Annotated in this window: 6 protein-coding genes; all 6 read left to right on the forward strand. The window is 62.7% G+C overall.

Features of this window, described 5'->3' with window-relative positions:
* A partial coding sequence (locus tag FEM54_RS23570; protein ID WP_138453343.1) for an energy transducer TonB family protein occupies positions 1-552 on the forward strand: 552 nt, incomplete at its 5' end.
* A gap of 42 nt (positions 553-594) precedes the next feature.
* Entirely contained in the window at positions 595-2,295 is a 1,701-nt protein-coding gene (locus FEM54_RS23575) for a putative porin (protein ID WP_099549255.1), read from the forward strand.
* Positions 2,296-2,313: 18 nt separating this feature from the next.
* Positions 2,314-2,943, forward strand: a complete 630-nt coding sequence (locus FEM54_RS23580; RefSeq protein ID WP_017139641.1) for a hypothetical protein — start codon at positions 2,314-2,316, stop codon at positions 2,941-2,943.
* A gap of 19 nt (positions 2,944-2,962) precedes the next feature.
* Positions 2,963-3,442, forward strand: a complete 480-nt coding sequence (locus FEM54_RS23585; protein WP_099549256.1) for a YbjN domain-containing protein — start codon at positions 2,963-2,965, stop codon at positions 3,440-3,442.
* Entirely contained in the window at positions 3,439-4,380 is a 942-nt protein-coding gene (locus tag FEM54_RS23590; RefSeq protein WP_138453344.1) for a peptidylprolyl isomerase, read from the forward strand. The genes FEM54_RS23585 and FEM54_RS23590 overlap by 4 nt, the downstream gene beginning before the upstream one ends.
* 53 nt (positions 4,381-4,433) lie before the next feature.
* Positions 4,434-5,321 (forward strand): LysR family transcriptional regulator (locus tag FEM54_RS23595; RefSeq protein WP_138453345.1); only part of this gene is annotated, 888 nt, incomplete at its 3' end.

A 5,321-nucleotide genomic window follows, 5' to 3' on the forward strand; every position in this document is an offset into this window, starting at 1 on the left:
GTGCCGACCATTATCCCGTTGCCGCCGCCACCGCCACCGCCACCACCACCGGAAAAACCCAAGGAGCCCGAGCCCAAGGTTGAAGAAAAAATCCCGGAGCCGGTGCCCACGCCTGAGCCCGAAGAGGTTAAGCCGGCGGAAGAAGCCCCGCCTTCGCCCGCCGATGACTTGGCCAACCCGATGCAGATCGATGGCGATGCGCAGTCCGGCAACGACGCGTTCAACATCGGCGCCGGCAAGGGCGGCGGCATGGCCGGTTCCGGTGGCGGCGGCTTGGGCACCGGCACCTACAAACAGTACCTGGCGGGGCTGTTTCAACGGCTGCTGAGGGATGACCCCGAGTTACGCAAAAAGGCGTATGCGGTGCAGGCCGATTTGTGGCTGAGCGCCGCAGGCGAGGTTGTGCGTGCAGAGCTGGTGAAGTCCAGCGGCGATGCCGAGACCGACGCGCAAGTGCTCGCCGCCTTGCGTGCAACCCATGCCACACAACGCGTTCCAGCAGCCGTGACGATGCCGGTGCGCCTGTCGCTCAAGGGCCGACACCCGGATTGATCACACCCATTTCTTGCAGGTTTTTACAGGAGTTGCGTATACATGATTTCCCCCGTGAATCGACTGACCCTGGCGGTCGGCATGGTCATCGCGACCCTGGTTGGCCAGGCGACGGCTGCCCCGGTTGCACCGTCGGAAAACGTCACGATCAACCTGATCCGCCTGCTGGTGCAGCAAGGTGTGCTGACCCAGGACGCCGCCAACGGGCTGATCGCCCAGGCCGAACAACAAGCCCAGCAGGCCCGGCAAGCCGCTGCTGCGCCGGTGGTTGCCAGCGGCCCGACGGCGGCGCCTGGTGATGTGCGCGTGCAGTACGTGCCGCAAGCGGTGCGTGACCAGATCCGTGACCAGGTCAAGGCCGAAGTCATGGCCACCGCCAAGCAGGAAAACTGGGCGCAGCCCAATACTTTCCCGGACTGGGTGTCGCGTGTCAGCTTCGACGGCGATATTCGCCTGCGTGACGAGTCGCGCTACTTCTCGGGCAACAACAGCAACGAAATCGTCGACTACGCCAAGCTCAATGAAAGCGGCCCGTATGACGTCAACAAAGACACCAACACCAAGTTGCCGCCATTACTTAACGCCAATAAAGACCGCGAAAACCTGTTTCGCCTGCGCGCTCGCCTGGGCATGAAAGCGCTGATTACGCCGGAGTGGACCGCCGGTATCCGCATCGGCACCGGCTCGGACAATAACCCGGTGTCCACCACCCAGACCCTGGGCGGCGGCTTCGGTAAAAAGGACATCTGGCTCGACCAGGGTTACCTGAGCTGGAAAGCCACCCCGGACGTGACCCTCACCGCCGGGCGTTTCGCCAACCCGTTCTATTCCACCGACATTTTGTACTCGCCGGACCTGAACTTCGATGGTATTGCGGCCAACTTCAACCATGCGCTGAACAGCGAGTGGGGCGTATTCGGCACCCTCGGCGTATTCCCCGTGGAGTACACCTCCGACGCGTCCAGCAGCAACGGTTTCGACAAGGAAGACAGCGACACCAAATGGCTGTTCGGCGGCCAGGTTGGCGCCAACTGGAAGATCAACCGCAGCAACAGCCTCAAGGGTGCGATGGCGTACTACCACTTCGACGATATCGAAGGCCAACGCTCCAGCCCGTGCAGGCCGTGGGCCGGCCAACCCGCCTGCGACAGCGACGGCTCGCGCCTGGCCTTTATGCAAAAGGGCAACAGCGTGTTCCTGCTGCGCGATATCACCCCCAACCCGGCCACACCTGGGTTGACCCCGCAGCCGCAGTTTGTGGGCCTGGCCTCCAAGTTCGACGTGCTCGACCTGAACCTGGCCTGGGACGCCGAGCTGCCCAGCGACTTCAAGTTGCGCACCCAAGGCAACTACATCCACAACCTGGCCTACGACAAGGGCGAGATGCTCAAGCGCAGCGAAGGCCAGATCGTCAACAACATCAACAGCAAGGGCCAGTTTGAAAGCGGCGGCAATGCGGCGATGGTGCAGTTCACCCTCGGCAACGCGTTCGAGATGCGCAAGCGCGGCGACTGGAACCTGTTGGCCGGCTACAAATACATCCAGCCCGACGCCTTGCCGGATGGTTTCAATGATTCCTCGTTTCACCTGGGCGGCACCAACGCCAAGGGCTATTTCGTGGGCGGCAACTACGGCATCGACAAGAACATTTACGCCAGCGCCCGTTGGTTGAGCGCCTCCGAAGTGTATGGCGCGCCGTTTGAAGTGGATGTGATGCAACTGGAACTCAACACGCGCTTTTGATGCGCAGGGAGATGCCACATGAACACGCGAATCTTAGGCGGGCTGTTGCTGGTGCTGGTGGCCACGGGCGCTTCGGCCGAAGGCATGGAGGAGCGCCTGCGCACTCAACTGCGTAGCACCACCCAACAGTTGCAGGCGTTGCAAAGCGAGCAGGCCCAGGCCAGTGCCGCGCGTATCGCCGCCGAAGCACAGGCCAAGCAGGCCCAGGCGCAGATCAAGCAATTGACGGCCGAGCTGGAAAAGGCCCGGGGTGCGGCCGAGCAATTGGCCGGCCAGCAACAGAGCCTGCACAGCCAGGCGCAAGCCCAGGTGACGGCGAGCAATGAACAGATCGGCAAGTTCAAGAAGGCCTATGACGAGCTCTTGGTTTTGGCCAAGGGCAAGGAAACCGAACGTGCCCGCCTGCAGGCGCAACTGAGCGAACGTGACACACAAGTGCAGCAATGTTCAGCCAAGAATCAACAGATGTACGGCGTGGCCCGGCAACTGCTGGCGGCTTACGAAAAAATCGACGTGGCCGAGGTGATGAGCATCCGCCAGCCGTTCGCCAGCAGCGCGCGGGTCAAGTTCGAGGAACTGGCCCAGGGTTTTGGAGATGAGCTATACCTTAATCGGTTTGATGCTCCGCACACCGCCCTTAATCAATGATCAACAAGGAAGAGACACTATGAGCGATGTTCAACTGATCTCCAGCGTCACCCCGCAAAGCCTCACCGAGTTGCTGCAGGAAGCCGGCTACCGGGTCAACCAGACCGAACAGAACGGCATCGTGCAACTGCTCAGCGCCAGCCAGGGCATCGGTTTTGCCGTGCGTTTTGGTAACGCGGCGGCCGAGCAGGGCAGCTACGTAGACTTCACCTACAGCTGCGCGCTGCGAGTACAAGGTGAACTGCCCAAGGGGCTGGCCGAGGTGTGGAACGCCTCGCGGCGCTTTGCCCGCCTGTCGTTGCAGGGTGAATTTTTGCTGATGGAAATGGACGTGGTGGTGGCCGGCGTGGGCGCCGCGCACCTGCGCAGCCAACTGGAATTGTGGGACCGACTGCTGCAGGAGTTTATCGTGTACCTGCGCGATTACAGCCAGCAAGCCGCGCAATTGCAGGCCCAGGCGGCCGCAGCACCGGTGGATGAAGAGGCGCCTGTCCTGTGAAAAAACCAACCCTGCTGGTCGGCGCCGGTGCGCTGACATTGCTGGTCGTGGCGGTAGGGTTGAGTCTGCGACCGGGTGCTGACCCGGTCGCCGCTCAGCAGCCGGCGCCGGGCGTGAACACCGAAGGCGCAGGCCCGGCGGTGGCGCGCCTGGGTAACCAGCAGATCGACCTGCCTGAACTGCAACGCGTATTGGCCGGCTTGCCGGCTGAAACCCGCGAACAACTGCGCGGCAACCGTGGCGCACTGGAAGCCTGGATTCGTTCACGCCTGGCGCAAAAAGCCGTGCTCGAACAGGCGGATGCCCAGGGCTGGCGCCAGCGCCCGGAGGTGGAGCAGCAGACCCGCGCCGCCACTGAGCAGATAGTGTTCCGTGACTACATGCTGTCGGTCAGCCAAGTGCCGGCCGACTACCCCAGCGCGGCTGAATTGCAGCAGGCCTACGACAGCGGCAATGCCCAATGGATGACGCCGCCGTTGTACCGGGTCAGCCAGATTTTCCTCGCCGTCAATGACCCGCAAAACCTCGACAGCGTGCGCCGCCAGGCCCAGGAACTGAGCCGCAAGGCCCAGGCTGCACCGGCTGAATTTGCCGCCCTGGCCACGCAATATTCCCAGGACCCTGGCACCGCTCAACAAGGCGGTGACTCCGGGTTGCAACCGTTGCAGCAACTGGTGCCGGAAGTACGTGGCGTGGTTTCGCGCCTCAAAGTCGGCGCGGTGTCGGATGCGCTGCAAAGCGCGGCCGGTTTTCATGTGCTCAAACTGACCGGCCAGCAACCGGCACGCACCGCCAGCCTTGATGAGCTGCGCGAACGCCTCACCCAAGCCTTGCGCGCCCAACGCCAGGAACAGATCGCCAAGGCCTACCTGGAAGGCATGCTCAATACCGCGACCTTGAGCATTGACGGTGCCGAGCTGAACAAGGTGCTGGAATAACACCGGCCTGGCTTGGCACTGGATGTATCGACCGACACGACAGGGAGTCTCCCATGGCATATTTAGAACCGTCCGGCCCTCAGGGGGCTGCAGCCTATCGCGCGCCAAACGAGCCGCGCAGCACCTGGCTGGCCCTGGCAGAGGAGATCGAGCCGGAGGTGGTGCGCTACTTTTTGGTCAGCGCGCGGTGTGGCTGTTTTATGCAAGCCGCGCGCAGTTTGAATATCAAGGCCACGCTGTTGCGCAAGCGCCTGGCGCAGTTGGAAGAGCAACTGCGCCGTTCACTGTTCAGCTATCAAGGCAATGGCTTGGCGCTGAGCCGCGACGGCTTGCAACTGCAAGCGCAACTGGTGAGCCTGGCTCGCGAGCGGCGCCTGCCGGTGATGGTGCAACAGCCGCTGATACGCCTGGCCGTTGCTGAGCCGATCCTGCATGACATCCTCGGCCGCGACCTGATCGCGTTGTTGCGCCGCAATGCCAGTGTGCGTCTGGAGATCATCTCCATCGACAGCCAATTGTCGTTGCAGGCGGTGGATGTGGACGTGGTGTTATGGCTGTCGGATGCCGACGGGCCGGTACCTGGGCCGAGTTTTGCCACCGAGCCGCCGCGGCGCCTGGCGCTTTTGCAGTATTTGCCGCATATCGCCAAGCGCTATTCGCGGTTGACCACGCGCCCGGACAGTGTGGAAGACCTGGATGACTACATGCTGGTGCAGTGGCAGCCGGATGTGCAGGTCGAGGCCTTGCAACCCTGGAACAGCGTGGTCGAACAGCGCTTGGCGGCGGTGGTGAAAGTGCAGGCCTATTCGCTGATGCTGGAGATGATTCGTTGCGGCGCGTGCATTGGCCTGCTGCCGCACTACATGGGCAGCTTCGACCGTGGGTTGGTGGCGTTGCCCGGGTTGATGGGCGAGACCATGCAGCGTCAGGTGTGGCTGGCG

The sequence above is a fragment of the Pseudomonas edaphica genome, from assembly GCF_005863185.1.
Taxonomy (GTDB): domain Bacteria; phylum Pseudomonadota; class Gammaproteobacteria; order Pseudomonadales; family Pseudomonadaceae; genus Aquipseudomonas; species Aquipseudomonas edaphica.